Raw genomic sequence first — 25,214 nt, 5'->3', positions numbered from 1 at the left:
GGCGCGCGCCCCCCCCCCCCCCCGCGCGGGGGCGCGCGCGGGGGGGGGCCCCCCCCCCCGGGGGGGCGCGCCCCCCCCCCCCCCCCCCGCGGCGACCGCCGGGTGGAATCATGGACCCCGTCGAGGTTCACCGAGAGCGATGGGACGGACACGCATGCCGCTACAGGGTGAGTACGAGCCGAGCCCGACCGACTGGGTGCGGGCCCAGGTCGAGACGTACGAGAACTCAGGCGGGACGAAGGGCACGACGCTGCGCGGTATGCCGGTCGTCCTGCTGACCTCCGTCGGGGTGAAGAGCGGCAAGCTGCGCAAGACGCCGCTGATGCGCGTCGAGCACGACGGACGCTACGCCGTCGTCGCCTCGCAGGGCGGCGCGCCGAAGCACCCCGTCTGGTACCACAACCTCAAGGCCGACCCACGAGTCGAGCTCCAGGACGGTCCGGTCAGGCAGGACATGACGGCCCGTGAGGTCACCGGCGACGAGAAGGCGCAGTGGTGGCAGCGGGCCGTCGCCGCGTACCCGGACTACGCCGACTACCAGACCCGCACCAGCCGCGAGATCCCGCTGTTCGTCCTGGAGCCGGCGCCCGCCGCGCACTGAGCGGTCGACCGGGTGATCGGGCGGTCAGTTGGACCAGGTGACCACGAAGTCGGCGTTGTTCGTGTTCGGGATCTGGGTGACCTTCACCGTTCCGGTCGCGCCCTGGTAGGCGCCGGTCCCGCCGGTGATCTTGAACGTCTGCGTCTGGGCCGACGAGGCGAAGTTCTGCGTGGAGTTGTCGGCCAGCAGCATGCCCTGGCTCGTCGCGATCTCCGCGGAGCAGGTGGCCGTGGCCGGCGCCTTGGTGAACAGGCAGAACAGGTGGTCGGTGGCGGAGACGTCGGAGGAGTGGCTGGCCTGGGTGCCGACGTAGTCGTTGTCGGTGCCCACGGCGTACCCGCCGATCGTCGGCGGGGTGGTCGGGTTGGCGACGACCTGGCCGTTGGCCGTGTACAGGTTGGCTCCGGTGCTGACGCTGTAGAACGTCCAGGTCGTCGTGGTGCCGGAGCCCGATCCGGAGGCGCTGCCGCTCGGTGCCATGGTGCCCGAGGGCATCGTCATCGGTGGCGGTCCGGAGGGGCTGGGCGAGCCGGAGTCGGCGGGTACCGCGCCCGCCGCTCCGGTGGTCACGGCCAGCAGACCGGCGGCGAGGGCGGCCGCGGCGGCGAGGAAACGTGCGTGCGAACTCATCGGGTCCTCCCTGGTGCGGGAACCCCTCGCACCATTCTCTTCGCTCACGGATGAGGCCGCACTCCCAGCAGGCGGGTTCGGAGCTGCCATAGTTCGAGAAGGAGGTGGTAGCGATGGACCGTGCGCAACTGCTCGCCCACTGCCTGGCCAAGCCCGGTGCGTGGCAGGACGAGCCCTGGGAGGGCGACGTGGTCGCCAAGGTCGGCGACAAGGTGTTCGCCTTCTTCGGCGCGCCCGGCGGGACCGCCGTCGGCGTCAAGTGCGGTCCCGACCGCGACACCGCCGACGAGTGGCTGAACCGCTATCCGGGCGCCGCCACCGCCAGCGCCTACATCGGTCGCTACGGCTGGAACAGCCTCTCCTTCGACGGGGACATCCCCGACGACGAGCTGCTGGCCGCCGTCGACGACTCCTACGACGCGATCCTCGCCAAGCTGCCGAAGCGCCTGCGGCCCGTCACGCCCCCGTGAACGCCGTGACGCCCGTCATCGTGCCGATCAGCAGCCGGTCGCCGGTCAGGACCGGCGAGGCGAAGTGCGGCAGCGTGCCCGTCGTCAGCCGGGCGAGCACCCGGCCGCTCGCCTGGTCGAGCACGAGCAGCGTCCCGGCGCCGTAGTCCGGCACCCACACCGCGCCGCCGCCCAGCACCGGCGAGCCCGCCGCCCGCAGCGGGACGTGCCAGCCGCCGCGCGGCACGCCGTCCGCACCGACGTCGACGCGCAGCAGCTCGCCGGAGCAGGGGAGGAAGGCCGTTCGCCCGTTCACGGCCGCGGTGCCGAACGCGCCGCACAGGCGCGCCTGTGCCTGCTCGCCGCCGACGCCGGTGCGGCGCAGGCGGGTGGTGAGGCCCAGGGTGTAGCCGGTGCCGCGCTTGCCGACGGTCAGCACCGTGCCGCCGCCGAGCAGCGCCGGGGTGAGCGAGCCGAGGTCGAGGTCGTGCGCGTTGTCGTCCGCCCAGCTCGTCGGCGCGAAGGAGCCGGTGACGGTCAGCTGGGCGGGGGAGAGGGCGAGCACGGAGTCGGAGCCGTCCCACGCGCCGCCGGTCGCCGCGCCGTTGCCGACCGCGACGAGCACGCGCCCGTCCGGGGTGAGGACCGGGCCGCCCGGCGCCCAGATGCCGCCCTGACGGCTCGTCGGGACCGTGGAGGTGACCAGCGGTCCGGCGCCCGTCGCCGGAACGGAGACCAGGGAACCGACGTAGTCGCCGCAGTCGCCCTCCAGGCCCCCGTAGGCGATCAGCACCCGCCCGCCGACGGCGGCCAGCGCGCCGCGCTGCTGGTGGGCCCGGCGGTCGCCGCGCGGCGGCTCGGCCTCGCGGCGCACCCGCACCGTGCCCGTCGCCGGATCCACTCCCGCGAGGACGTGCTGACCACCGTTCAACTCCGCCAGTGCGAACACCAGACCGGTGCTGGGCTCGTACACCGGCGTGCTGGTGATCCCCAGCGGGTCGATGCCGCCGCAGGGCAGCGCGGAGAGCGGCTGCGGGGTGCCGAGCGAGGTGTGCCAGCGGATCCGGCCGGTGGCCGGGTCCAGGCCGTAGAGGCTGTCGTGCTCCGTCGCGGCGATCACCGTGCCGCGCACGACGAGCGGCTGCCCGTAGACGGCGCCGTCGAGTTCCGTCCGCCACGCCTGCCGCGGCCCGCCCGCGGCCGGCGTCGGGACGCCGGGGACGTCGCCGGCGCGCGAGGGATCGTGATGGTAGGTCAGCCAGTCGCCGGGCGCGGTCGGCGCGGGGCGGGCGGCGGTGGGCGCGAGCGTCAGTTCGGCCGTGGCAGAGGCGGCAGGTGGGGCGGAGGCGCCGTGGGAGCCGCCCGGCGCCGCGCCCGTGCACGCGGAAGTGAGCAGCGCGACGCACCCGATCAGGACCCGGACCGTACGAGGGAGGCGGCTCACGCCACCAGTGTGGGGCCGGGCGCCGGGCCGGCGCGGCAGCGGCGCGCGCTTGTGACGTGGGCGGGTCCGCTGGTGCACTCTGGACGCATGGGGCTGACCGGGAGCGGGCTGCTGATCCTCGCGGTGGTGCTGAGCGTGCTGTCCGTCGCCGCCACGGTGTGGCTGTGGCCGCGCCTCGCCGGGCGGGGCTGGCTGCCGGTGCTGGGACGCCTGCTCGCCCTCGGCGTCACCCAGGTGCTGATGCTGTGCACGCTCGGCATCTGGGCCAACGACTACTTCTCCTTCTACAGCAGTTGGCACGACCTGCTCGGCATCGGCGGCGGGCCGGTCGCGGTCCAGGCCGCCGTGCCCGGCGCCGGCTCCAAGCCGGGCGCGCGCGGCGCGGTCCAAATGCTGGGCCAGGAGACCGTCGGCTCCGACGGCATCGGCCTGCGCGCCCCGGACCAGGTCGGCCGCCTGGACCGGGTGCGGATCCCCGGCCACGTCACCGGCCTCACCACGGACGGCTACGTCTACCTGCCGCCGCAGTACTTCCAGCCTGCCTACGCCAGGGACCGGTTCCCGGTGATCGTGGTGACCACCGGCTTCCCCGGCGACGCGAAGAACCTGGTCACCAAGCTCCAGTACCCCTCCATCGAGCTCGGGCTGATCCAGCAGGGCAAGGTCAGGCCGATGGTCCAGGTGCTGATGCGGCCCTCGCCCTCGATGCCGCGCGACAGCGAGTGCGAGGACATCCCGGGCGGTCCGCAGGCGGAGACCTACTTCACCGCCGACGTCCCGCTCGACGTCGAGGGCTCCTACCGGGTGCGGACCGACGCGGCGGGCTGGGGCGCGATCGGCGACTCGACGGGCGGCTACTGCTCGCTCAAGCTCGCCATGCGCAACCCCGCCGTCTACACGACGGCGGCCGCCCTCTCCGGCTACTTCGAGGCGGCCCACGACATCACCACCGGCGACCTCTTCGGCGGCAGTACCCTGCGCCGCGACGAGGCCGACCTGGTCTGGCGCCTGGAGCATCTGCCGCCCCCGCCGGTCTCCCTGTTGCTCGCCACCAGCAAGGAGGACGGCGCCTCCTACGCCCAGAGCCAGGCCTTCGCGGCCCTGGTCCGCCCACCGACGACCGTGGCCGAGGCGACCGTGCCCACCGGCGGCCACAACTTCACCACCTGGGTCCGCCTGCTGCCGGCCGCCCTCGGCTTCCTCAGCGATCACCTGGCACCGCCCGCGCCGTAACGGTCCCGGGCGGGGCCGGTCAGAGCTTGTAACCGATGGCGCGCAGCAGTTGCCTGCGGGCTGTCACGTCCTCGTCCGTCTCCACGCCGAGGGGCGGGGCCCCGTCGACGACGCCGACGACGCCACGGCCGGCCGAGGTCACCGCGACGAGGACCTGGACCGGGTTGGCCGTCGCGCAGAAGACGCCGCAGACCTCCGGGACGGCCTTGATCGCGTTCAGCACGTTGACCGGATAGCCCTCGCGCAGGAAGACGACGAAACAGTGCCCCGCGCCGATCGCCGTCGCGTTGGCGACCGCGAGTGAGACGAGCTCGTCGTCGTTGCCGGAGCGGCGGACCAGGCGCGGGCCGGAGGCCTCGCAGAAGGCGAGGCCGAAGAGCAGGTGGGGGCCGGTGCCGACGAGCGCCTCGTGGAGGTCCTCGACGGTCTTGACGAAGTGCGACTGCCCGATGATCACGTTCAGGTCCTCGGGCTTGTCGACGGCGACGGCCTCGACGGACACGGCTTCAGCTGTCATAGGGCCAGCCTGCGCGGGCCCTTCGGCGCGCGCATGTCGGGACCTTCCATCCCGCCCGCCGATGCTTCGGCGCCGTTATGCTTGGCTCCATGAAGCTTTCCTCGTGCCTGACCTGGTGGCGCTCCTCCTAGGAGCGGCTCCCTCTCGCACGCACGCCTCGAAGGGCCGTTCGCACGGACGGCCCTTCGGCGTTCCCCGGCACGGCCCGGGGTGGATGCGCCCGACGCCCGTCCGGCGGCGCGGCCCGTTCCCACCACCCCGATCCCCCGAGCCTTGGGAGCGAAAGCCATGAACCCCAGCAGCGTCCGCGTCCTCACCGGTGACCGTCCGACCGGCCGCCTCCACGTCGGCCACTACTTCGGCAGCCTGGAGAGCCGTGTCCGGCTCCAGAACGAGGGCGCCGAGCTCTATGTCGTCATCGCCGACTACCAGGTGCTGACCGACCGCGACATCGCCGCGAACCTCCCCGGCTACGTGGAGGAACTCCTGCTCGACTACCTCGCCGTGGGGATCGACCCCGAACGGGCCGTCGTCTTCACCCACAGCGCGGTGCCCGCGCTGAACCAGCTGCTGCTGCCGTTCCTCAGCCTGGTCTCCGTGGCCGAGTTGCAGCGCAACCCCACGGTCAAGGACGAGATCAGGCACTCCAGCCAGGCCGCCGTCTCGGGGTTGATGTTCACCTATCCCGTTCACCAAGCCGCCGACATCCTCTTCTGCAAGGCGAACACCGTCCCCGTCGGCCGCGACCAGCTGCCGCACCTGGAGATCACCCGCACCGTCGCGAGGCGCTTCAACGAGCGCTACGCCCGGCCCGGTGAGCCCGTCTTCCCCGAGCCGGAGGCGCTGCTGTCCGCCGCGCCGCTCCTGCTCGGCACCGACGGCGGCAAGATGAGCAAGAGCCGCGGCAACGCCATCGCGCTGGCCGCCGACGCGGACGAGACGGCTCGGCTCATCCGCGGTGCGAAGACCGACGCCGAGCGGCACATCAGCTACGAGCCCGAGCGCCGCCCCGAGGTCTCCTCGCTGGTGCTGCTCGCCGCCCTGTGCACGGAGCGTGACCCCGCCGAGCTCGCCGAGGAGATCGGCGGGGGCGGTGCGGCCGCGCTCAAGCAGGTGGTCACCGCGGCCGTCAACGAGCGTTTCTCGCCGGTCCGCGCCCGCCGTGCCGAGCTGGCCCGCGACCGGGGCTTCCTGCGGGAGGTGCTGCGCCGGGGCAACAAGGAGGCGAACGTCGTCGCCGACGCGACGCTGGAGCAGGTACGGACAGTGATGGACTGTGTGTACTGAGCCGTGTTCGTGCGTGTACCGTGTGTGACGGGAGTGACCCACGGTAAGCCTGTGACCTGCAGTGACACCTGTGGAGGGACGCGCAAAGCTTTGGCAACGGGCGTCCCCCACATGGCCTTCCGGGGTGGTTCGCGCACGGCCTTGACGGGGACGCTGGTCGGGCAGGCGGGATTCCGCCTCACGTCACAAGCACTGGAGAAGGACCGTGGCACGCGCAATCTCGCTGATATCGAGCCCCGAGGAGTCCGTGGTGGAGACCGCGGTCGGGGCCACCGGGGGGTCCACCGGGCGGGAGGCGGTCATCGCCGCCGAGCCCGAAGCCGACCGCGTCCCCGACTGGGCCGCAGCGCTGGTCCACAGCGCGGTCGCCAACCGTCCGGTCGCGGACGTCGCCCGCCTCTTCGCCCTCCTCGACGCCGACGGCGAGAACGCGTGGCCCAGCCCCGCGAGCGAGGTCGCGGCCGGCCGGCCGCTGGAGGAACTGACCGTCCTGCTCGCCGCGCTGCGCGGCCCGCAGCTGACGCGCGGCCGCGACATCCTGCGCGTCGCGGTGGTGAGCAGGCCCGTTCCCGAGGTCGTCCAACTGGTCCACGCCCTGGGCGGCCCGAACTCGCCCGTGGTGGAACAGGCGTTGCAGCTGGCGGCGATCGCCCGCCCGGTCGACGACGTGGTGGCCCTGGCCCGTGCGCTCCAGGGTGTCGCCCTGACGCCGCCCACGCCCCCTCCGGTCCAGCCGGAACCGGAGCCCGAACCCGCGCAGGAACGTCGCCGCAGGTCCCGCTGGTCCAGCTGAGGTCCGGTCGCACCACCCAGGGGCGCGGAGCCGCACATCGGCAGGGCCTCGTGCCCCTGACCGTGCAACCGGACCTCAGCCCGAGAACTCCTGCCGCAGCCGCTTCGGCGCCCGGCAGAGCCAGGCCTCGGTGATCACCTCGCGCAGCTCCTCGACGCCGATCCGCTCCAGCTGCACCAGCACCGCCGGATACCCGTCGAAGTGCGGAGTCGTGAAGTACACCTCCGGCTCCGCCGCGATCATTGCGGTCTTCACGCCCTCGTCCGCCACCCGGGCGCCCAGGATCGGGCCGTCCGGCGCGTCCGCGCCCAGCGCGGCGAGGTCGGGGCCGCGCAGCGGGCGCTCCCAGACGAATCCCTTTCCGTCCACCCACCACATCGCGTGGTCGCGCGAGGCGCGCTCGCTCGTGGCGGGCAGGGAGAGGGCGATGGCGCGGACGTCGTCCCAGGTGGCCATGGTCGCATCGTAGGCCCGGACCGTGGCGTTCCGCGGTACCCGGAGGCGGTACCGTGTTCGAGCCAAGGTCACGGTGGCGAGGTCACGGTGGGTGGGAGAGGGCAGGGAGCATGCTGGAAGCGCGTCGCCTCGGCGGCCGGTACGAGCTGGGCGGTGTCCTGGGCCGCGGCGGCATGGCCGAGGTCCACGTCGCACACGACGTGCGGCTCGACCGTGTCGTGGCGGTCAAGACGCTGCGGGCCGACATGGCACGCGACGCCATCTCTCAGGCCCGCTTCCGCAGGGAGGCGCAGTCCGCGGCCTCGCTGAACCACCCCGCGATCGTCGCCGTCTACGACACCGGCGAGGACTACCTCGACGGCATCTCGCTGCCGTACATCGTGATGGAGATGGTCGAGGGCTCGACCCTGCTGGCGCTCACGCAGTCGGGCCGCCGGCTGATGCCCGAGCGCGCGCTGGAGATGACCGCCGGCATCCTCCAGGCGCTGGAGTACTCCCACCGCAACGGGATCGTGCACCGCGACATGAAGCCCGCCAACGTCATGCTGAACCGTCAGGGCCAGGTCAAGGTCATGGACTTCGGCATCGCCCGGGCCATGGGCGACGCCGGCATGACGATGACCGCGACCTCGGCGGTCATCGGCACGGCCCAGTACCTCTCGCCGGAGCAGGCGCGCGGCGAGCAGGTCGACGCCCGCACCGACCTGTACTCCACCGGCTGCCTGCTCTACGAGCTGCTCGCGCTGCGCCCGCCCTTCGTCGGAGACTCGCCGATCTCGGTGGCCTACCAGCACGTCCAGGACCAGCCGCAGCCGCCGTCCGTGTTCGACCCGCAGATCCACCCGGACATCGACGCGATCGTGATGCGCGCCCTGGTCAAGGACCGCGACCAGCGCTACCAGAGCGCCGACGAGATGCGCGCGGACATCGAGCGCGTTCTCGCGGGCGAGCCGCTCGGGGCGGGCCGGGCCATGGCCCAGGCGCCGGTGCCCACGCCGCGCGCCGCGCGGCCGTCCGGCCCCTCCACCGCGTCGCGTCCGGCGGCGACGGAGCCCGTGGCCTACGGCAGGCTGGTGCTGCTCGGCGGGGTGACGCTGGTGCTGAGCACCCTGATCACCTACCTGTTGATGAGCTGACGCACCGACGCACAGAGCGCTGACGCCTTCGCGTGCTACGGCTCCGGGTCGACGACCGCGGCGGCGCCGCCACCCCGGCGGACCGGTTCGGCGGCGGCCTGGAGCCTTCCGTCGGGCAGGAGTTGGATGCCGGTGGCGGCGCCGATCTCCGGGTTGAGCGTGAAGGCCTCCCCGATCGCGGTCAGCCCCGCCTCGTCCGCGCTGCCGAGGAAGGCCGGTTCGGCCTCGGTCGCGGCGAGGTTGCGCTGGCTGATCCGGGGCACCGCGATGGCCTGCTCCAGGCTGAGCCCCCGGTCCACGTGTTCGGTCAGGACCTGAAGGACCGTGGTGATGATGCTCGCGCCGCCGGGGGAGCCGAGGGCGAAGTCGAACCGGCCGTCCTTGAGCACGATCGTGGGTGACATCGACGAGCGCGGGCGTTTGGCGGGGCCGGGCAGGTTCGGGTCCGGCACGCCCGCGACGGCGGGGGAGAAGTCGAAGTCGGTCAGCTCGTTGTTGAGCAGGAACCCGCGACCGGGCACGGTCATCGCGCTGCCGCCGGTCTGTTCGATCGTCAGGGTGTAGGAGACCACGTTCCCCCAGCGGTCCGCGACGGTCAGGTGAGTGGTGTGCGTGCCCTCGGCGGTGGTCGGGGCGGGCGTCCCCGCGTCGACGCAGCCGCCGGAGGGGTGCCGCGGGTCGCCGGGCGCGAGCGGGCTGGTCAGGCTGGAGTCGGGCTTGATCAGGCAGGCGCGGGAGTCGGCGAACCGCTGCGAGAGCAGCGCCCGCGTCGGCACGTCGACGAAGCGCGGGTCGCCGACCCAGCGGTTGCGGTCCGCGAACGCGATCCTGCTGGCCTCCAGGTAGTCGTGCAGGTACTGGACCTGGGAGGTGTGGGCGAGGTCGAAGTGGTTCAGGATGTTCAGCGCCTCGCCGACGGTCGTGCCGCCGCTGGAGGACGGAGCGATCCCGTACACGTCCAGGCCCCGGTAGTCGACCTCGGTCGGCGCCTGGGCGCGCACGTCGTACGCGGCGAGGTCGGCCGGCGTCATCGCGCCCGGGCGGGTGTACCAGCCGGAGGCCGGGTCCACCTGCGGGTGCTGGACCAGGGAGCTGATGTCGCGTCCGATGTCGCCCCGGTACAGGGCGTCGACCCCGTGGTGCTCCAACTCGCGGTAGGTGGCCGCCAGATCAGGGTTGCGGAAGACGCTGCCTACGGCGGGCGGCGCTCCGCCCGGAAGGAACAGGGCGGCGGTGGCGGGAAAGTAGGAGAAGCGCGTCTGGTTCTGCGCCGTCTGGTCGTGGAAGGTCTGGTCGACGACGAACCCGTGGTCGGCCAGCTGCTCGGCGGGCCTCAGTGACTGGGCGAGGGAGCGCGTGCCCCAGCGGTCCAGTGCCTCCTGCCAGGTGAGGAGCGATCCGGGCACGCCGACGGAGCGGCCGCTGTCGACGGCCGTCCAGAAGTCCAGCGGCTTCCCGTTCTCCGTGAAGAGGTTCTGGTCGGCGGTGCTCGGGGCGGTCTCGCGGCCGTCGAGGGTGAACACCTTGTGCAGACGGGCGTCGTAGTAGACGAAGTAGCCTCCGCCGCCGATGCCGGAGGAGAACGGCTCGGTCACGCCGAGGGCGGCGGCGGTCGCCACGGCCGCGTCGACGGCGTTGCCGCCGCGGCGCAGGACGTCGATGCCGATGTCGGTGGCCTCGGCCGAGACGCTGGCGACGGCGCCACCTGTCCCGGTGGCCTCGGGCTGCTTCGGTGCGGGCGTGGCGGCGGGCGTGGGCACGGCGCCCGTGGGCGTGGCACCGGCCGAGGGGGTGAGGGCGAAGGCGGTCAGCGCGGCGGCGAGGAGCAGGGGCGGGGTGAGGCGGGCCGTGTGCCGGACTCGACGGGAACTCATCCAGACCTCCGATCGGGCGAGTTGAGGGTCCATTGGGACACGGCTGGTGCAGCCATGACAAGGCGGCGTCACCCGCCGGAGGGAACCGGCCCGGTCCCGGCGACCGTCACGTGCGAGGGGACGCACCACGCCGGGAGGGGAGTCGCATGGTCCAGTGGAGCGCGCCGTCGCTGGTGCGGTCGGCGCGGCGCGTGCTGCGCGCGGACGGCGAGGGCTGGCCGGAGACGGGCCCCTGGGACCAGTGGGGCCGGACGCACACCGCGGCCGCGGAGGGACTGCTGCGGTTGCGCGACCCGGCGCGGCGACGTGCGTGCGCGGCCGCACTGGAGGAGCTCCTGGACCGGGTGGCCTTCTGCTACCCGCCGGGCGCCCTGCGGCTGCTCGGCAGCCACCTGCCGGCCGCCGCCGACGTCGTCACGGCCGGCTGCGTCGAACGGGTGCTGCGCACCGTCGTCCGGCGCTGGAACCAGCCCCGGCCGGGCGAGGAGCCCGCCTCGTGGAACCACTGTCCGCCGCCGGAGCAGGAGCTGGCGCGCCTGGCGGAGGCCGTCGCGGCGGCGGGCCAGGTGCCCTCGCTGTGGGAACTGCTGACCCGGATCCTGGGGGAGGCGGACCGGGCGGAGTACGCCGACTTCCGCCTCGCGCTGCGGCGGAGCCTGCCGCTGAGGCGGCTCCCGGAGCACGGTGATCCGCCGATCGACCTGCTGGCGGCGGCCGGCCCGCTCGACCGGGCGGCCTGGTGGTGCCACTTCGGCGACCTCGCCCACTACGGCCAGGCTCCGGAGCGGGCGCAGCGCTACTGGGCCCGCGCCAACGAGCTGGGCCATCCGGGAATCGCGCGGCGCAGGGCGTTCCTGGCCCTGCGGCAGGCCGACGTGCTGATCCGGGACGTTCTGACCGGTGCGGACGAGCTGGATCCCGACGAGATCCGTGCCCTGCTGCGCACGGCGCAGGAGCTGGACCCCGAGCCGACCCCGCAGAACCGCTTCTGCCTGCTCGTCTACGCCAGGGCGGCGGGGCTCCACCGGCAGCTCGGCCTGGACCTGCGCGAGCTCCGGAGGGCTCCGGTCGGGGAGAGGGCCGCCGGTGCCTTCTGGCTCGGCCTGGCCCGCCACGACCACGGTGAGCGGCAGGACGCGCGGAGGCTGTTCAAGCGCGCGGCCCACCGGACGGGGAACGCGGGAGGAGAGGTCGCTCTCGTCAGGGCGCTGCGCGCCTCGTTGCGGGCCGGGTCGGCGGCGAGGCCGGCCCTGGTCGACTGGACCGACCTGGCACGTGGGCAGCTCGCCAGCTTGGTGCCGGCCCCCGAGATGCCGCCCTCGCCGCTGGACGGGAGGTGGTGATGATCTTCACAATCGCATGTTTGCCGGGACGAACCGTCGATTCGTCCTGGATAACGGCGATCAGAGGACAATAGGATGCAGCGCGCCACAGGGACAGCGACGGGCACGTCCACCCGGACGTCCACTGGGGCATGCCGAGATGGTTCCCGGCCCGACGTCGAACGGAGCGGTCCATGGTCCGACGCCGCCCACCGGCGTCCGCGAGCTCCGACGAGCTGCTCAGCACGCTCGGTCGGCTGACCGCGCAGGCCCTGGAACGCGTGGAGTCGCAGAAGGCCCGCGTCGAGCTCGCCGCGGCGCTCCAGCGCGACCTGCTGCCCTCCGCGCTCCCGCAGGCCGAGGGATTGCGCACGGCCGCGCGGTACGCGCCCGCGCGCCACGGCCTGGACATCGGCGGCGACTGGTACGACGGCTTCCTGCTGCCCGGTGGCGTCCTGGGCTTCTCCGTCGGCGACGTCCAGGGCCACGACGTGGAGGCGGCGGCGTTCATGGGCCAGGTCCGCATCGCGCTGCGCGCGCTGGCGACCGTCACCCCGGACCCCGGGGAGGTCCTCGGCCGGGCGAACGACCTGCTGGTCGCGATGGACCCCGACCTCTTCGCCACCTGCAGCTTCCTGCGCTACGACCCGGCGAGCGGCGAGCTCGCCATGGCCCGCGCCGGCCACGTCCCGGCCGTCTGGGCGGCCTCCGACGGCACCCACGGCATCGACGCGGAACCCGGAGGCCTCCCCCTGGGCATCCAGGCAGGCGAGCCCTACCCCGTCTCGCACCGCCGCCTCACCGGCTCCGGCGCGTTCGTCCTGGTGACGGACGGCGTGGTCGAGGGCCCGTCCTTCTCCATCGACGAGGGCCTCGACCACATTGCCGCGCTCATCCGCGCAGGCGCGGACGGCGAGCCCGCCGAGCTCGCCTCCGACCTCATCCACGTCGCGGAACTGACCGGCCACCGCGACGACGCGGCCGTCCTGGTCCTGCGCCACGACCGCTAGCGCGGGTCGGGGCGGGTATCGTGCGGCGCCATGGGGACCACCGTGAACGCCGCCGACCGCACGAAGCTGCTCCGCCGGGGCTTCGTGCTGGAGTACGCCACGCTCGCCTGGAACGTCGTCGGGATCGTCGTGCTGGCGATCGCCGCCTGGTCGGCGCGGTCGGTGGCGCTCGCGGGCTTCGGGCTGGACTCGCTCATCGAGATCGGCGCCTCGACCGTGGTGATCTGGGAGCTCTCCGGCACCGGAGAGGAGCGGCAGCGCAGGGCGCTGCGGCTGATCGGCGGGGCGTTCGCCGCGTTGGCGCTGTATCTGCTGGTGCAGTCCACCCTCGTGCTGGCCGGCGGCTTCCGCCCGCACCACTCGCCGCTGGGCATCGCCTGGACGGCCCTCACCGCGGCCGTGATGTTCGCCCTGGCCGCCGGCAAGGCCCGGACCGGCGCGGCGCTGGCGAACCCGGTGCTGCGCACCGAGGGCCGGGTCACCCTGATCGACGGTCTGCTCGCCGTCGCCGTCCTCGCCGGACTCGTCCTGAACCTGGCCCTCGGCTGGTGGTGGGCCGACCCGGTGGCCGGGTACGTGCTGGTGTACTACGCGGTGCGCGAGGCGCGCGAGATCTTCTTCGGCGGCCACTGACCACTCGATGGTGCGCGCCCCTGGCTGTGTGCGCCCCGGGCATGTGATCATCGCGACTGCGGGCGTGTCACGCTCCCGCGTGTGGGCGCTGCGCCGGGAGAGTAGGGGCATGTCAGGAGAGGTGCGTGCGGGGGCGCCGCGGTCGTGGGTGGTGACGGTGCTGTGGATCCTGGCCGTCGCCGGGGTCTACTACGGCAGCGGACGGCTCGGCCTGCTGGCCCAGATCGTCGTCGGCGGCGTGCGGGTCACCCCGCTCTGGCCGCCCACGGGGGTCGCGGTGGCGGCCCTGCTGCTGCTCGGGCTGCGGGTGTGGCCGGGCATCGCCCTCGGGCAGGCCCTGGTGGTGCTGTCGATCTCGCACTGGAATCCCAGCTGGGCCGGGTTCGGCATCGTCGTGGGGGCGACCCTCGCCCCGGTGCTGGCCCGGCAGTTGCTGCGCGCGCTCAGGTTCCGGCCCCAGCTGGACCGGCTGCGCGACGGCGTCGCGCTGGTCTTCGCCGCGCTCGCGGCCATGCTCGTCAGCGCCACCGCCTCCACCCTGATCCTGTACGGCGAGGGCGTCCTGCCGGGCCACAGCTACGGGGAGGCCTGGGCGGCGTGGTGGACGGGGGACGCCATGGGCGTCCTGGTGGTCACCCCTCTGGTGCTGGCCGGCCGCTACGTGCGCATGCCCGAGGACGCGCCGGTGCTGCGCTACGCCGAACTGATGGCGCTGCTCGGCGCCACCCTCGCGGTGATGCTGGTCGCGACGCACAGCAGCATTTCCGTGCTCTTCCTGGTCTTCCCGCTGGTCATCTGGGCGGCGATCCGCTTTCAGGTGCCGGGGGCGGCGCCCGTGGTGCTGATGATCTCCGTGCTGGCGATCGTCGCCGCGGTCGAGCACTCGGGCCCGTTCGCGGGGCACGGCGTGGCCGCGACGATGTTCGTGCTCCAGGCGCTCGACGGCTCCGCCGCCCTGACCGCGCTGCTGCTCGCCGCGGTGATCACCGAACGCGACAACACCCACCGGATGATCGAGGAGGCTTGCGCGGGCCTTGCCGAGGTCGTCGCGCGCCTCGCCCCCGACGAGGTCGCGGACCGCTGGCCGGGGGCGAAGGACGAGTGAGCGGACCGGCGTCAGATCATGCAGCCCGCGTGCGCGAGGGCCTGCTTGAGCAGGACGCCCTGACCGCCCGGCATGTCCTGCTGGACGAGCTCGGAGACGGCCTCCGCGGGGCTGAACCAGACCAGGTCCAAGGCGTCCTGGCGGGGCCGGCAGTCGCCCGCGACCGGGACGATGTAGGCGAGCGCCACCGCGTGCTGGCGCGGGTCGTGGTACGGGGTGATGCCCGGCGTGGGGAAGTACTCGGCGACGGTGAACGGTTGCAGTGAGGCGGGGACCCTGGGCAGGGCGACCGGGCCGAGGTCCTTCTCCAGGTGGCGCAGCAGCGCGTCGCGGACCCGCTCGTGGTACTGGACCCGGCCGGACACCAGGGTGCGGCTGACCGACCCCTCCGGGCTGATGCCCAGGAGCAGCCCGACGTGGGTCACTTCACCGCCCTCGTCCACGCGCACCGGTACGGCGTTGACATAGAGGACGGGCAACTGGGCACGGGCCGCCGACAGTTCGTCGGCGCCGAGCCAACCGGGCGTGGTCTGGGTGAAGTCGGCCATCCCGTGATCGTACTGGCCCCGGCGGGTGCTCCGCGGGACGCGAGGGGTCCGGCGCGCGCGGAGACGGACCGGGCCTGGCCGACCGGGCTGTGATCAGTACACTGTCCGCACGATGGCAGGGCTCAGGCAGATGGTCAGCCTGTAGGGCACCCGGTTCGGCGCCGCCGTGGTCGAGCAGGCGACCTCGTCGACCACGACGGGCGGTACGCCAGGCTCCGTGCACGTGCTGCGCCTCGGCTTTGCCAACGGCCTGCTCGACGGCCTGTGCCTGAGCCGGGCACAGACGATCTACGCCAAGTTCGACCAGGTCAGCGGCACGGTCCAGAACAACCGGATCCCCGGGCTGCGGCAAACCCCGGAGATCGGCATCTCGGTGCGGCCGGGCGACGTGCCCTGTCCCGCCCCGCAGGCACCCACCGGCACGCCGTGAGCACGGGGCGAGCACGGCGACACGACGCCCGCACGAATTGCGGACGGATCCGTCACTTGTCCGGACGGCCCGGACACCGGCTACCTAGACTTCTCTGCGCCAGCCCGCGCACCTGGAGGAGCCGTTGGAGCCCGCGCCCTTCGCCGAGTACCTGAAGCGCCTGCTGCAGAAGGCGGGCAAGCCGGCCTACCGAAGGCTCGGCCACCAGATCGGCTACGGCCGAACGACGGTCTCGGACGCCTTCCAGGGTCGGCGGCTGCCGTCCTGGGACGTCACCGAGCCGCTGGTGCGCGCGCTCGGCGGGGACGTCGCGGAGGCCAGGCGGCTGTGGACCGAGGCCGGGGGAGGCGGGATCACCCCGCCGCCGGAGTGGCTGACCGACCCGGTGCTGCCGGTGCCCGCGCTCGTCCCCGGCGTCGGACTGGCCCGCGCGGCCGCGCTCGCGGCGGCGGACCCGGGCGCGGCGCTGGGCGAGGGCTGGGAGGTGCTGCGCTTGAGCGCGGCCCAGCTCTCGCGCGCGGTCGGCGCGTTGCCGCCGTCCGGGGTGGCCTCCGTGGTCGACGCCTTCCGCCGCGCCGAGGCCGAGCGTCGCCTGCCGCCCGGCGCGGGGGTGACGGCCCAGCACCTGGCCCGCGTCCGCGAGCAGTACCGGGAGGCCGGGCGGCATCGGGAGGCGGGCGCGACCGTCGAAGCCGCACTGCAGTTCGTCGTCTTCGCCTACCGCCTGGCCGGTCTGGTCGGCGGTGGCGGCCGCCCCGACACCCGGGCCGACCGCGAGCAGCCCGCCGACATCGTCACCCTCGCGGTCCTCGCGGAGGACTTCGGCTGGCAGGCGGGCGACGAACACCTGGCCGACTACCGCGAGTTCCTGGCCACGCTGGTGACGGCGCTCCAGGAGGTCACCGCGGCCGACCGGGTGCTGCTCACCCGGCTCGTCCAGCACGGAAAAACGTTGCGCCTGGGGCTCGGTTCGCCGACCTACGGCCTGTCCGGTACGGACCTGCGCCGGGTGGCCGAGCTCCCGTCGGCCGAACTGGCGCAGCGGCTGGCCGTGCTGGAGAGCCAGGGGCTGGTCGCGTGGCAACGGCACCCACAGCCCGCGCAGGAGTGGGTGTGGACGAGCAAGCGGGACGCCTACGCGGTCGACGGACTGCGCGGATTCTGCTCCGGGCGCGGGCTGGACCTCGCGGTGCTGATCCGGGACGTGCGGCTCGACTGGCTTGGCTGACGGGCGGCCGGTCGGGTGATGGGCGTCGGGGCACCCTACAGGCGGTCGTGCGCCGTACGGCCGTTTACGCGGATATTCGGTCCCGTGACCGAGTGGCTGCTTAGAGTCACCCCCCATGACCACCACCACTGACCAAGCCCTCTCCCGTGCCATGCGGATCGAGGGAGCGATCGGCGCCGCCCTCGTGGACTGCAACAGCGGGCTGGCGCTCGGCACCATCGGCGGCGGGGCGGAACTCGACCTGACCGCCGCGGCGGCCGGCAACACCGACGTGGTCCGCGCGAAGTTGCGGACCATGGAGATGCTGGGCCTCAAGCAGGAGATCGACGACATCCTGATCACCCTCACCGGCCAGTACCACGTGATCAGGCCGATGACCGCGCCCGGCACGGAAGGCCTGTTCTTCTACCTCGCGCTGGACCGCCAGCGGGCCAACCTCGCGATGGCGCGCCGCCAGCTCGAACAGGCGGAGAAGCTGCTGCGCGAGATCTGACCCCTGCTCGGCCCGCCCGCGTCCGGCCCTCACTCCCCGGTGGCCGGACGCGGCGGGCGGCGCGATCCTCGGAGCATGGAGACGTCCCCGCGTCCCGCGCCTTTCGGCCCGCCGGACGAGGACTGCCCGGTCCACGTCGGCGCGCTGCTCCCCGGCGCACCGCACCGCCTCGTCGAGGTCCTGGGCGAGGACGGTACCGTCACCCCGCCGAGCGCGTGCCGCGACGCCTACGCCCTCAAGCGCCTCGTCCACCACGCCCGGCCGGGCACCGACCTCGCCGATCCCTCCCAGCTCCACTGGGACGACCACCCCGGTCAGTGGCCGGCGTGAGCACAAACCCGGTGGAGCACGACGGGCCCGGGTGGTTAGGGTCGGCAGGTGAGCACACGTACCTTCCGCGTCACCGTCCGCGGCGTCTTCGACGATCTGACCGAGGCGCAGCGCGCCGACCTGCTGGCGCGGGCCGGCGAGCACGACGTCCTGCACGCGGCGTTCACCGCGGAGGGCCAGATGACCTACGACATCGCCGCCCGGACGGCCTTCACCTTCCGCCTCCAGGACAGCGGGGAGGCGGAGGAGGACATCCTGCTCGCGGAGATGCGCGCCGAGGACGCCGCCAAGGCATGGCTCGACACCCGCGGCTACGGCTACCGCAACCTGCGCACCCAGGCGCAGGACCTCTCGCAGGCCCCGCTCGCCAAGCGCCAGCGCCGCGCTGCGGGGTAGCCGCGCGGCCGGCGCGGCCCGCTTCTTACGCGCCCGCGTCGCTCAGGCCTGGGTCTCTCAGGCCCCGCGTTGCTCAGGCCCCGCGTCGCTCAGGCCTGGGTCGCCTCGGCCGCGCCGAACGGCTGGGCGAGGCCGCGGGCGGAAACCGGGCGGGCGGTGCCGTCCGCGAGGCGGTAGGACAGGCCGACAATGGCCGTCGTGCCCGCCGCCACTGCGTCGGCCAGGACCCGCGAGCGGTCCATCAGCAGGTCGACCGTCTGCCTTATGTGCTCCTCGACGATGTCGTCGCGCGACTCGATCCCGGCCGCACGGGCGGCCAGCACGCTCGGGGTGACCCGCTCGATCACGTCGCGGACGTAGCCGGGCGCGGTCGCGGCGCCGTCCAGCGCCTCGCAGGTCGCGGCGACCGCGCCGCACTGGTCGTGGCCGAGGACGACGACGAGCGGCGCGTTCAGCACGCTGACGCCGTACTCGATGCTGCCCAGCACCTCCGGGCCCATGACGTGCCCGGCGGTACGGACGACGAACAGGTCGCCGATGCCGCGGTCGAAGATGATCTCGGCGGCGAGGCGGGAGTCGGAGCAGCCGAAGAGCACCGCGAACGGCCGCTGCGTCGGTACCGTCGCGGCGCGGCGGGCGGCGTCCTGGTTGGGATGCTCGGGTGATCCGTCGACGAAGCGCCGGTTCCCGGCGAGCAGGGTCTCCAGGGAGTCGTCGGCGGGCTGCGCGTTCGTGATCGAATCCGTCATGGCGGCAGCCTACGACCTCGCGGTCGAACCCTGCTCGCCGGATCCACCCGCTTGGCCTGTGGTCCCGGTCTCACTTGCTGCTGCGGTCGGCTCTAGGGGCGGCGGGGGAGACCGAGCAGGTCGGCGACGGTCTCGCGGATACCGCGGCCACGCGGGTCCTTCCAGGCCAGCCGTGCGCCGTCGCCCGGGTCGCGGATGTAGGCGTGCAGCCGGCCCTCGTGCTGGGCCAGCACCAGATCCGTGGTGGACTCCGCCGTCTCCGCGGACCCGACCGTGCGGTAGCGGATCGCGGTCAGCAGCGCGGACCGCTCCGCCGCACCGAGGACCCGGTCCGCGTCCGAGCCCTGCCCGGACTCGCCCCAGGGGCCGCGCGGCAGCCAGTCGGCCAGCATCTGGAGGGTCTCCTCCAGCGAGTGCAGCGACACCTCGTGCACCCCGAGGGTGTCGATCCGTACGAGCAGGCAGACGCGTTCGGGCTGCGGCAGCACCAGGATGCGCCAGGGCTCTCCCGTTCCGGTTCCGGCGACCCGGGCGTCGAGGACGGTCCGGGCGCGGCGCTGGAACGCGACGGTGATCCCGAGGTCGCCGCGCACCTGGATCTGGTCCTCGCCCTTGCCCGCGACCAGCAGCTGACGGGCGGCCAGGGAGCGGACCGCCTCGGCGAGGACCTCGTCCGGGGGCCTGGCCTCCAGGAAGTCCACGACGGCGTCGACCACCGTCAGTTCGGCGATGGTGTAGGCGCCGAGCGGCACGGCCCCGGTCGCGACCAGGCCGACCACGGCCTCCACCATGCCGTCCGGCACCGCGACGTCACCCGGCAGGTCCGCCGGCGAGGGCACCGCCCCCGGTGTCGGCTCCGGGGCAGGTTCCGGCGCGGCCCCTGTCGCGTCGGCGTCGCTCATCACGTCTCCTGTTCTGTCGTGGTCCCCGGGTGGATCCAGCGTGTGCCTGGCCGCGGGCGCTCGCCCGGGTGGAAGAGCACCTCCGCGGCGGGCGGCAGCGGCGCCTCGCTGACCCACACCTCCGAACTGCCGAACAGCCCCCGGCCCGCCCGTCCGTCGAGCGCCCGGCCGAGCTCGTCGGTGGGATCACGCGGCTCGGGCGGCGGAAAGCGCGCGGCCAGGTCGGCGGATGCGGAGCTGAGGTCGTCCGCGGCCTCGATGCCGCGCAGCGCGTGGGCGAGTGTCCGGGAGACCTCCGGACCGACCGCCATGGGCACGGACAACGCGGGCGAGAGGTACATCGGCCGACGTTCCGTCACCCGGGAGAGCCCCCAGGGGCCCACGTTGCTGCGGGTGATCCGGTAGACGACGTAGTCCCACAGGTGCCGCAGGTCGTTCAGGCTCGGCAGCTTGTTCTTGCCGAAGGCCGCCGGGGTCTTCTCCAACTGGAGCCAGGTGCCGGAGGCAGTGCGGCCGTGGAGCTTCTCGCGCACCACCGGGCCGCGCATGCCGATGTCGGGGTAGAGCGACTTGTCGATGTCGCGGTGGTGGGAGGAGAGCCGGTGGTGGCTGACCTCGGGGAAGCTCCACTGCTGGTACAGCTCCGGGTCGTCCACCAGCACGTGCCCACCGCACAGCACGTCGTGCAGCTGCTGCACCTGGAGCCCGTGCTGCTCCAGGTCGGCCATGATCGTGGCCTCCTGCGGACTGAGCCCGGTGGCGGCGGTGACCAGGCCCTTGCGGTAGGACTCGTTCCGCGCGGTCAGCTCGATCAGCAGCCGCATCCGCGTGCGCACCCGCTCGGCCTGCTGCTCCTGCTCCGCGCGCAGGGCCCGGCGTTTGCGACGACGTGCCTGTCCACCTGCCATATGCCCCAGTACAACACCGCTCCGCCCGCCACGCCCGGCCACCCGATCCCCCTCGGCGCGTCGTCCCCCCTTTCAGTGGTGGAGGGGAAACGAGGCCTGGAACGCCAGACGCAGGTGTGCTGCCAGCCGTGGCGGACTCCCCAACTCGACCAGGAGTTCCGCGACGCGAGCGGGCAGGGGGCGCAGGGGTGGGTCGACCTGGCCGTTGATGGCCCTCGACAAGGCGGCGTCCGTCGTCACTCTTCCGGCTCCGGTGGGGCGGGCTTGGTGTGGAGGATGTCGCGGACCTGTTCCGCCGCGCGGAGGATGGTCTCGCTGACGAAGTCGCTGAAGCGGGCGATGTTCTCCAGGCGGTGGGCCGCGGGTGTGTCGCGGCCGAGGACCGTGACGCCCTGGCGGGCGGTCTGGGCGAGTTGGGCGATGCCCCGGGCGCTTGCGATCGTGGACTGGTACCAGACGTCCTCGTCGACGTGGTAGCGCTCGCGGCGGCGCTCGTCGCGTTCGCGGCGGACCAGGCCCTGTTCCTCCAGGAACGAGATCGCCTTGGAGACCGAGGCCGGGCTGACGTCGAGTCGCTGGACGAGGTCGGCGGCGGTGACGCCCGCGTCCGCGGTCATCAGGCTGGTCATGACGCGGGCGGTCATCTTGGGCAGACCCTGGTTCATGAGCAGGGTGGTGAACGTCTCCTCGTACTCGCGCACCGCCTCGTCGCGCGCCTCGGCCTGCGTGCCGTGCCCGGCGCGGGCGGTGGCGGGCTTGCGGCGGCGGGCGCGCTGCTCGGTGGCGCGGTGGGCGAGGTCGGCGCGGTAGGCGTTGGGGCCGCCGTTGCGGTCCACCTCGCGGGTGATGGTGGAGGTGGGTCGGTCCAGGCGCCGGGCGATCTCGGCGTAGGGGAGGTCGTCGGCCAGCCCCGACGCGATCTGCTGGCGCTCCTGCTGGGTGAGTCGTCCTCCTGGCACCGCGCTGTTCCTCTCCGGCCGAACGTCCACTCGTGTCGCCGCCAGCGTAGCGTTCAGGATCAATCCAATGCAACAGGAGTGCTCTCGGCCATTGCGTTAGATTGCAGCCAGTTGCAACGAAAAACCAGCCGTGAGCTGTGAATACGTGGATGTTGTGCAACAAGGCTATTGCCGGATCTCCGAACGCAACGTAGCGTTTCTCATGTCGGAAACACCGGCCAGCGCACTCACCGGAGCCCACCATGCAGAAGTTCGACACCCCCGCCGCGATCACCGCCGTCGTCGAGATCGCCGCCGGACGCATCCAGGTCATCGCCGCCGACCGCACCGACACCCTCGTCGAGGTCCGCCCCGCCGACCCCGGCAAGAACCGCGACGTCAAGGCCGCCGCCAAGGCCACCGTCACCTACCAGGACGGCATCCTCCGCGTCGACGGCGGCCAGCCCGGGAACCAGTACTTCGGCCCCTCCGGCGCCCTCGAGGTCACCGTCCAACTGCCCGCCGGCTCCGCCCTGAAGACCCGCACCGCCAGCAGCGAGGTCCGCGGCGTCGGCCGCCTCGGCGACGTCGACGTCGAGGGCGCCTACCGCCACATCAAGATCGACGAAGCCGCCGCCGTCCGCCTCGCCGCCGTCGACGGCGACGTCCACATCGGCCGCCTCAACGGCCCCGCCCAGATCACCACCAACCGCGGCGCCATCACCGTCACCGAAGCCACCACCGGCAACGTCGTCCTGCACACCCACCAGGGCGACATCACCGTCACCACCGCCCCCGGCATCCCCGCCACCCTCGACGCCGGCACCGGCCACGGCCGCGTCGCCAACTCCCTCAAGAACGACGGCACCCCCACCCTCGCCATCCGCGCCACCACCACCATGGGCGACATCACCGCCCGCAGCCTCTGAACCGTGCGGACGCGGTGACGCCCGGAGCGGACGTCACCGCGTCACCGGCCTCAGTCCTCGAAGCCGTAGGCGCTCCAGTTCGCCAGGACCCGCTCCTGGACCTCCTTCGGCCAGCCGTTCTCGAAGCTGCCCTTCACCGGCTGCCGCCCGGCCGGATACAGGTCGGCCAGCAGGCAGTTGTAGATCACCTTGCCGGCCCGGAACGTGTGGGATTCCTCCTCCGACAGGTACACCGCGAGCTGCATGCTGAGCGCCGGCGGGAAGTGGATCTCGCCGCGCTCGACGTCCGGGTGGGAGCGGGTGGCGAAGGCCCAGACCACCTGCTTCAGGTCGGTGATGTCGACGTCGTCCTCCAGCAGCAGGATCTTCGGGGCGTTGACCGAGGGCTTGCCCGCGAAGATGACCGCCGCGATGCGCTCCGCGAGCTCGTGCGAGCCCAGGCCGGTGGTCTCGTGCCAGTCCTGGCGGACGGCGATCGTCAGCCAGTGGACCGCGGCCTCGAAGTTGTACCAGCACGAGGAGATCGGCAGCCCGGCCTCGCGCAGCAGGTGGAGGATCTCGGCGGCCGAGGTGGTGCCGATGATGGTGTGGTCCTCCTCGACCGGCGGGCCCGCCGCGCAGACCGCCTGGATCGCCGCGTCGCGGTAGGTGATCGCCGAGACGTGGAACACGGCCTTGGGCGAGGCCTCGGTGGCGTTGTAGCCGGGGAACTCGTTGAACGGCCCCTCCATCACCGTCTCGGCGAGCGCGATGTGACCCTCGATCACCATCTCGGCGCTCGCCGGGACCATCAGGTCCACCGTCTCGGCCCGCACCACCTCGATGCCCTCGCCGAACAGCGCCCCGAGGTAGTGCGACTCGTCCGCGCCCTCCGGGATCGGCATCCCGCCGACGAACGGCAGGCCGGGCTCCACGCCGATGGCGAGCGCGATCGGCATCGGCTCGCCGAGCTCGGCCCACCTGGAGCGGATGATCCCCAGATGCTGCACCGGCGGGATCAGGCAGGCGAGGGTGGAGCGGTCGTGGATCATCATGCGGTTGATCGACCAGTTGGTCCACGAGCCGTCCGGGGTCCGGGCGATGTTCATGCCGTAGGTCTGGATGTAGCGGCCGCCGTCGCCCGCGTGGATCAGCGGCGTCGGGAACGCGAACAGGTCGATGTCCTCGCCCAGCATCACGTTCTGCTTGCAGGGCGCGTCCTCGCGGGCCACCTCCACCGGCGGGATGCCCGGCTTGGAGCGCGCCGCCGCGAGGGACTCGACGATCTCCTGGCCCGACGCGTCCGCGTCCAGCCCGACCGCCAGCGCGATCCTCGCCAGCGGGTTCGCCGAGCTGCTCAGCGCGCCCGGCGCGCCCAGCAGGCGGAAGCCGGTGCCGGCGTAGCCGGCGAGGTTGGTGAACAGCGGAGCGGGAGCGACGAGGTCGTAGCAGCGGCGGATCACCGCGCCGACCTCCAGACTCCAGTCCACCTCCTTGTCGATGCGCTGGACGTCACCGATCGCGTCGAGTGCGTCGATGAACTCGCGCAGGCTCCTGATGTGCGTCACTCGAAATCCTCATCCCCGTGCTCTGCTTGTCGATCTCCCGGTCGCAGCAGTAGATGTGATCATCTGAGGACGAGTCAAGGTCGTTGGGGGGCGAACTCACTGACGTCGGCGGCGCCAGGCGAGCGAGAGGCCGAGGAGGGCGGTCGCGGCGCCCACCGCCTCGGCGACGGCGGAGAGGCTCTTCTCCGGATACCAGACGGGCTCGTACATGTCGGGGAACGGTCCCAGCCCGCCGACGTCGACATAGCGGTAGAGCAGCACCGCGCCCACCCCGCCCGCCGCGACCAGGAACGCGAACAGCCACACCATCCTGCTGCGCCGGGCGACCAGCACCAGCAGCGCGGCGAGCGCGGCGGCTCCCGCCTCGACACGGAACAGCGCGCCCTGGCTCACGCTCGCCCGGATCGCGTCGTAGCCGGGCGCGAGGTCCGCGTGCACGTAGGCGTCGACGGCCAGCGCCGCGGCGGTCAGCACGGCCGCCGCCCACAGCGCGCCGCGCTCCGCCCGGTGCCGCCGTTCCCGCGGCCTGGCGGGGGCCGTCTGCGTGTTGTCCGTGACCGACATGGGAAACCACCTCCACGCCCCGCTCCGGCGCCGAGTCGTTCGGGAGTCGTGGAAGGCCGGGCGAGTGCTTCCCCCGTTGCTACGCGCCCGGCCCCGGGTCGGTTCACCGACCTCCTCGGGTGGCGGTGCGGCTCAGCCGCACCAGAACAGGAACGGGTGGCAGGTGCTGTGCGGGGACGGGGTGGGCGAGGGGGAGGGCCCCGGGCCGCCGGTGGTGCCGGCGTCCTGGCCGGTGCCGGCGGAGGTGGCGCCGCCGGAGGAGGCGGAGGGGCTCGGGGAGTGGGAGACGGTCGCCGTCGAGGACGCCGTGCTGGAGGCCGAGGCGGACGGCGTCCGGGGGCGGTGGGTCGTGTGGTGGTGGCCGCCGGAGGCCGACGCGCTGGGCAGGCCGGTGGCGTACGCGCCGTCCGTGGCCGTCGCGGCCGGGCCGCCGGCCGCGCCCGCGTCCAGCGGGGCCGGGCCGGGGGAACCGGAGCCGCCGTTCGCCACCGCGATGCCCCCCGCCGCGAGCACCAGCGCACCGACGCCGCTCAGCAGGACGGTGCGACGCCGTGAGGCCGTGCGTCGGCGCTGACGTTCGCGCTGCGCGGCGCGGCCGCCGCGCGGCTGTTCACCGGGGTGCTCGTAGGTCACCGTGCGCACGGTCTCCATGGCCGCAGCCTCGTCGAGCGGGACCGTGGGCAGGCCCGCCGCCGCGGCGCCGCAGCCCGGGCAGGAGAAAGCGCCGTTGAGGTGCCGGCGACAGGTGGGGCAGAACTTCAT

General features: G+C 73.3%; 28 protein-coding genes and 1 pseudogene. 16 read left to right on the top strand and 13 right to left on the bottom strand.

What is annotated here, in order from left to right; all coding sequences use genetic code 11:
• Positions 1-154 precede the first annotated feature (154 nt).
• Complete coding sequence (locus ABH931_RS33890; protein ID WP_370122149.1) at positions 155-601, top strand: nitroreductase family deazaflavin-dependent oxidoreductase; 447 nt, start codon at positions 155-157, stop codon at positions 599-601.
• A 24-nt stretch (positions 602-625) separates the two neighbouring features.
• Here ABH931_RS33890 and ABH931_RS33885 read toward each other — a convergent pair whose 3' ends face one another.
• Entirely contained in the window at positions 626-1,231 is a 606-nt protein-coding gene (locus ABH931_RS33885; RefSeq protein ID WP_370122146.1) for a hypothetical protein, read from the bottom strand.
• Positions 1,232-1,344: 113 nt separating this feature from the next.
• On the opposite strand from ABH931_RS33885, the gene ABH931_RS33880 reads away from it, so the two are divergent.
• The gene (locus tag ABH931_RS33880; RefSeq protein WP_370122144.1) at positions 1,345-1,701 is read left to right on the top strand and encodes an MmcQ/YjbR family DNA-binding protein; all 357 of its coding nucleotides are present in this window, start codon (positions 1,345-1,347) and stop codon (positions 1,699-1,701) included.
• On the opposite strand, the gene ABH931_RS33875 is transcribed toward ABH931_RS33880, so the two are convergent.
• A complete protein-coding gene (locus tag ABH931_RS33875; RefSeq protein ID WP_370122142.1) occupies positions 1,688-3,124 on the bottom strand; it encodes a PQQ-binding-like beta-propeller repeat protein in 1,437 nt (478 codons plus the stop codon). The genes ABH931_RS33880 and ABH931_RS33875 overlap by 14 nt on opposite strands.
• A gap of 87 nt (positions 3,125-3,211) precedes the next feature.
• On the opposite strand from ABH931_RS33875, the gene ABH931_RS33870 reads away from it, so the two are divergent.
• Positions 3,212-4,357, top strand: a complete 1,146-nt coding sequence (locus tag ABH931_RS33870) for an alpha/beta hydrolase (RefSeq protein ID WP_370122139.1) — start codon at positions 3,212-3,214, stop codon at positions 4,355-4,357.
• Positions 4,358-4,376: 19 nt separating this feature from the next.
• On the opposite strand, the gene ABH931_RS33865 is transcribed toward ABH931_RS33870, so the two are convergent.
• Positions 4,377-4,874 (bottom strand): adenosine-specific kinase, encoded by a 498-nt coding sequence (locus tag ABH931_RS33865; RefSeq protein ID WP_370122136.1) that lies wholly within the window; start codon positions 4,872-4,874, stop codon positions 4,377-4,379.
• Positions 4,875-5,162: 288 nt separating this feature from the next.
• Here ABH931_RS33865 and trpS point away from each other — a divergent pair, with 288 nt between their 5' ends.
• Both trpS and ABH931_RS33855 read left to right on the top strand, forming a co-directional pair.
• A complete protein-coding gene (gene trpS / locus ABH931_RS33860) occupies positions 5,163-6,161 on the top strand; it encodes a tryptophan--tRNA ligase (protein WP_370122133.1) in 999 nt (332 codons plus the stop codon).
• Between the two features lie 205 nt (positions 6,162-6,366).
• Positions 6,367-6,954, top strand: coding sequence for a hypothetical protein (locus ABH931_RS33855; RefSeq protein ID WP_370122131.1), 588 nt, complete (start codon positions 6,367-6,369; stop codon positions 6,952-6,954).
• Positions 6,955-7,029: 75 nt separating this feature from the next.
• Here ABH931_RS33855 and ABH931_RS33850 read toward each other — a convergent pair whose 3' ends face one another.
• Positions 7,030-7,410 carry an MmcQ/YjbR family DNA-binding protein gene (locus ABH931_RS33850; RefSeq protein ID WP_370122128.1) on the bottom strand — a complete coding sequence of 127 codons (381 nt, stop codon included), beginning with the start codon at positions 7,408-7,410 and terminating at the stop codon, positions 7,030-7,032.
• A 110-nt stretch (positions 7,411-7,520) separates the two neighbouring features.
• Between ABH931_RS33850 and pknB the strand changes: the two are divergent.
• Positions 7,521-8,453 (top strand): annotated as a pseudogene (gene pknB / locus ABH931_RS33845) (Stk1 family PASTA domain-containing Ser/Thr kinase); the annotation flags it as partial.
• A 128-nt stretch (positions 8,454-8,581) separates the two neighbouring features.
• Here the strand turns inward: pknB and ggt are convergent.
• On the bottom strand, positions 8,582-10,420 hold the full coding sequence (gene ggt, locus ABH931_RS33840) for a gamma-glutamyltransferase (protein ID WP_370122126.1): 1,839 nt from the start codon (positions 10,418-10,420) through the stop codon (positions 8,582-8,584).
• A gap of 146 nt (positions 10,421-10,566) precedes the next feature.
• On the opposite strand from ggt, the gene ABH931_RS33835 reads away from it, so the two are divergent.
• The 4 genes from ABH931_RS33835 to ABH931_RS33820 all read left to right on the top strand — a co-directional run bounded on the left by ABH931_RS33835 (position 10,567) and on the right by ABH931_RS33820 (position 14,490).
• Positions 10,567-11,763: a hypothetical protein gene (locus ABH931_RS33835; RefSeq protein WP_370122123.1), complete on the top strand. Its 1,197-nt coding sequence runs from the start codon at positions 10,567-10,569 to the stop codon at positions 11,761-11,763.
• 173 nt (positions 11,764-11,936) lie between these two features.
• Positions 11,937-12,752: a PP2C family protein-serine/threonine phosphatase gene (locus ABH931_RS33830; RefSeq protein WP_370122121.1), complete on the top strand. Its 816-nt coding sequence runs from the start codon at positions 11,937-11,939 to the stop codon at positions 12,750-12,752.
• 30 nt (positions 12,753-12,782) lie between these two features.
• Positions 12,783-13,385 (top strand): cation transporter, encoded by a 603-nt coding sequence (locus ABH931_RS33825; protein WP_370122118.1) that lies wholly within the window; start codon positions 12,783-12,785, stop codon positions 13,383-13,385.
• A 109-nt stretch (positions 13,386-13,494) separates the two neighbouring features.
• Positions 13,495-14,490, top strand: a complete 996-nt coding sequence (locus ABH931_RS33820; protein ID WP_370122115.1) for an MASE1 domain-containing protein — start codon at positions 13,495-13,497, stop codon at positions 14,488-14,490.
• 11 nt (positions 14,491-14,501) lie between these two features.
• Here the strand turns inward: ABH931_RS33820 and ABH931_RS33815 are convergent, their stop codons facing one another.
• Positions 14,502-15,038 carry an NUDIX hydrolase family protein gene (locus ABH931_RS33815; protein ID WP_370122112.1) on the bottom strand — a complete coding sequence of 179 codons (537 nt, stop codon included), beginning with the start codon at positions 15,036-15,038 and terminating at the stop codon, positions 14,502-14,504.
• Between the two features lie 166 nt (positions 15,039-15,204).
• Here ABH931_RS33815 and ABH931_RS33810 point away from each other — a divergent pair, with 166 nt between their 5' ends.
• The 5 genes from ABH931_RS33810 (at position 15,205) to ABH931_RS33790 (ending at position 17,915) form a co-directional block, all read left to right on the top strand.
• Complete coding sequence (locus ABH931_RS33810; protein WP_370122109.1) at positions 15,205-15,468, top strand: hypothetical protein; 264 nt, start codon at positions 15,205-15,207, stop codon at positions 15,466-15,468.
• Between the two features lie 124 nt (positions 15,469-15,592).
• Entirely contained in the window at positions 15,593-16,696 is a 1,104-nt protein-coding gene (locus ABH931_RS33805) for a helix-turn-helix domain-containing protein (protein ID WP_370122106.1), read from the top strand.
• A gap of 115 nt (positions 16,697-16,811) precedes the next feature.
• The gene (locus ABH931_RS33800) at positions 16,812-17,189 is read left to right on the top strand and encodes a hypothetical protein (protein WP_370122103.1); all 378 of its coding nucleotides are present in this window, start codon (positions 16,812-16,814) and stop codon (positions 17,187-17,189) included.
• A gap of 75 nt (positions 17,190-17,264) precedes the next feature.
• Positions 17,265-17,519 carry a hypothetical protein gene (locus tag ABH931_RS33795; RefSeq protein WP_370122099.1) on the top strand — a complete coding sequence of 85 codons (255 nt, stop codon included), beginning with the start codon at positions 17,265-17,267 and terminating at the stop codon, positions 17,517-17,519.
• A gap of 48 nt (positions 17,520-17,567) precedes the next feature.
• The gene (locus ABH931_RS33790) at positions 17,568-17,915 is read left to right on the top strand and encodes a DUF6204 family protein (protein ID WP_370122096.1); all 348 of its coding nucleotides are present in this window, start codon (positions 17,568-17,570) and stop codon (positions 17,913-17,915) included.
• Between the two features lie 89 nt (positions 17,916-18,004).
• On the opposite strand, the gene ABH931_RS33785 is transcribed toward ABH931_RS33790, so the two are convergent.
• The 4 genes from ABH931_RS33785 to ABH931_RS33770 form a co-directional block, all read right to left on the bottom strand.
• Complete coding sequence (locus ABH931_RS33785) at positions 18,005-18,664, bottom strand: carbonic anhydrase (protein ID WP_370122093.1); 660 nt, start codon at positions 18,662-18,664, stop codon at positions 18,005-18,007.
• Positions 18,665-18,756: 92 nt separating this feature from the next.
• Entirely contained in the window at positions 18,757-19,566 is an 810-nt protein-coding gene (locus ABH931_RS33780) for a hypothetical protein (RefSeq protein ID WP_370122090.1), read from the bottom strand.
• Positions 19,566-20,474 carry a hypothetical protein gene (locus ABH931_RS33775; protein WP_370122087.1) on the bottom strand — a complete coding sequence of 303 codons (909 nt, stop codon included), beginning with the start codon at positions 20,472-20,474 and terminating at the stop codon, positions 19,566-19,568. The genes ABH931_RS33780 and ABH931_RS33775 overlap by 1 nt, the downstream gene beginning before the upstream one ends.
• Positions 20,475-20,710: 236 nt before the next feature.
• Positions 20,711-21,433, bottom strand: a complete 723-nt coding sequence (locus ABH931_RS33770; protein WP_370122084.1) for a helix-turn-helix domain-containing protein — start codon at positions 21,431-21,433, stop codon at positions 20,711-20,713.
• Between the two features lie 242 nt (positions 21,434-21,675).
• Between ABH931_RS33770 and ABH931_RS33765 the strand changes: the two genes are divergently transcribed.
• On the top strand, positions 21,676-22,341 hold the full coding sequence (locus ABH931_RS33765; RefSeq protein ID WP_370122081.1) for a DUF4097 family beta strand repeat-containing protein: 666 nt from the start codon (positions 21,676-21,678) through the stop codon (positions 22,339-22,341).
• Between the two features lie 50 nt (positions 22,342-22,391).
• Here the strand turns inward: ABH931_RS33765 and ABH931_RS33760 are convergent, their stop codons facing one another.
• From ABH931_RS33760 to ABH931_RS33750, 3 genes are all read right to left on the bottom strand, one after another.
• Positions 22,392-23,888, bottom strand: coding sequence for a UbiD family decarboxylase (locus tag ABH931_RS33760; RefSeq protein ID WP_370122079.1), 1,497 nt, complete (start codon positions 23,886-23,888; stop codon positions 22,392-22,394).
• Between the two features lie 96 nt (positions 23,889-23,984).
• Positions 23,985-24,452 carry a hypothetical protein gene (locus ABH931_RS33755; RefSeq protein ID WP_370122076.1) on the bottom strand — a complete coding sequence of 156 codons (468 nt, stop codon included), beginning with the start codon at positions 24,450-24,452 and terminating at the stop codon, positions 23,985-23,987.
• Between the two features lie 132 nt (positions 24,453-24,584).
• Positions 24,585-25,214 (bottom strand): hypothetical protein, encoded by a 630-nt coding sequence (locus ABH931_RS33750; protein WP_370122074.1) that lies wholly within the window; start codon positions 25,212-25,214, stop codon positions 24,585-24,587.

The organism is Streptacidiphilus sp. MAP12-33 (assembly GCF_041261265.1).
Taxonomy (GTDB): Bacteria; Actinomycetota; Actinomycetes; order Streptomycetales; family Streptomycetaceae; genus Streptacidiphilus.
Note: the sequence above shows the minus strand (reverse complement) of the source record. Positions and strands in the feature narration are given on the sequence as shown.